The following is a 1031-nucleotide window of genomic DNA, read 5'->3' on the forward strand; positions in this document are numbered from 1 at the left end:
ACCTGAGCGTGAAGCTGAAGGACGAGGGCGGCTTCGACTTCATCAACCTGTCGGGCGTGCTGTACCACGTGTTCTCGCCGATGCACGTGCTGGCGGGGATCCGGCCGCTGCTGAAGAAGAACGGGCTGATGATCGTGTCGACCAACGTGATGCGCCGCGAGGGCCACACGCTGGAATACAACCACCGCGGCAACCTGCAGCGCGAGACCAACACCTTCTGGTACCACTCGGTGCCGATGCTGGAATCGCTGATCCGCTTCTTCAAGATGGTGCCGATCGACTGCTACTAMTGCCCGCACTCCGACGTGAACCCGGCGAATTTCGCGCCGGGGGTCGACAGCGGCTACATGTCGGTGATGTGCCGGGCGGTGGACGACGGCGACATCCAGGACGGCGACGCCTGGGCGGCCGGGGCGCGGATGGCGTCATGGGAGTTCCTGTCGCTGTGCAACGGCGAGATGATGAACGGGCAGCCCCGTTCAAGCATCTCGTACCGTGGCGACCAGGATGCGGGCGGCAAGGCCCCGAAGGGCATCGACCTGTTCCAGACCATTGCCGACGAGCGGCATGTGGTGCGGGCGGTGGATGATTCGAGGAATGCGCATACGTTGCGGTTGGCGGATATGTATTGATGCTGATGCAGCCACTTCAGTTTCTTTGGGGCTGCAAACCGAGCCCCGCCGCAGCTTTCGTGATCGCAGGGGTGAGGAAGATGTCGTTGCGTTCGAACAGCATCTTCGCTATGTCAACAGCATTCTTGGATATCGCGATCTCCAGTGGCCTCCTGCCCGACAGTTGTTCTCGATTCGGATCTATGTCGGCGCGGGACAGGAGTTGACGTACCGCGTGGGTTTCCCTTTGAGTTATCGCCAAGGCGAAGATGCTGCCACCCTCATGGGGCATATTGACATCAACGCTGTTGTCAAGTGCAGAAAGCGCGAACTCCCAGCTCTTCAGCCGGGCGGCAACCAGTACTATATTTTCGTCTGCTTCAAGGATGCCTGTTGTACCGATGATTGCCTCGAAGAGAT

At 60.0% G+C, this 1031-nt stretch carries 2 protein-coding genes; one reads left to right on the top strand and one right to left on the bottom strand.

Annotated features, from left to right (window positions below):
- A partial coding sequence (locus AC1D15_RS34075) for a DUF1698 domain-containing protein (RefSeq protein ID WP_477829554.1) occupies positions 1 to 632 on the top strand: 632 nt, incomplete at its 5' end.
- 16 nt (positions 633 to 648) lie between these two features.
- Here AC1D15_RS34075 and AC1D15_RS34080 read toward each other — a convergent pair.
- On the bottom strand, positions 649 to 1031 hold a 383-nt coding region (locus AC1D15_RS34080), incomplete at its 5' end, for an ankyrin repeat domain-containing protein (protein WP_477829555.1).

The sequence above is a fragment of the Rhizobacter sp. P2_H2 genome, from assembly GCF_056403375.1.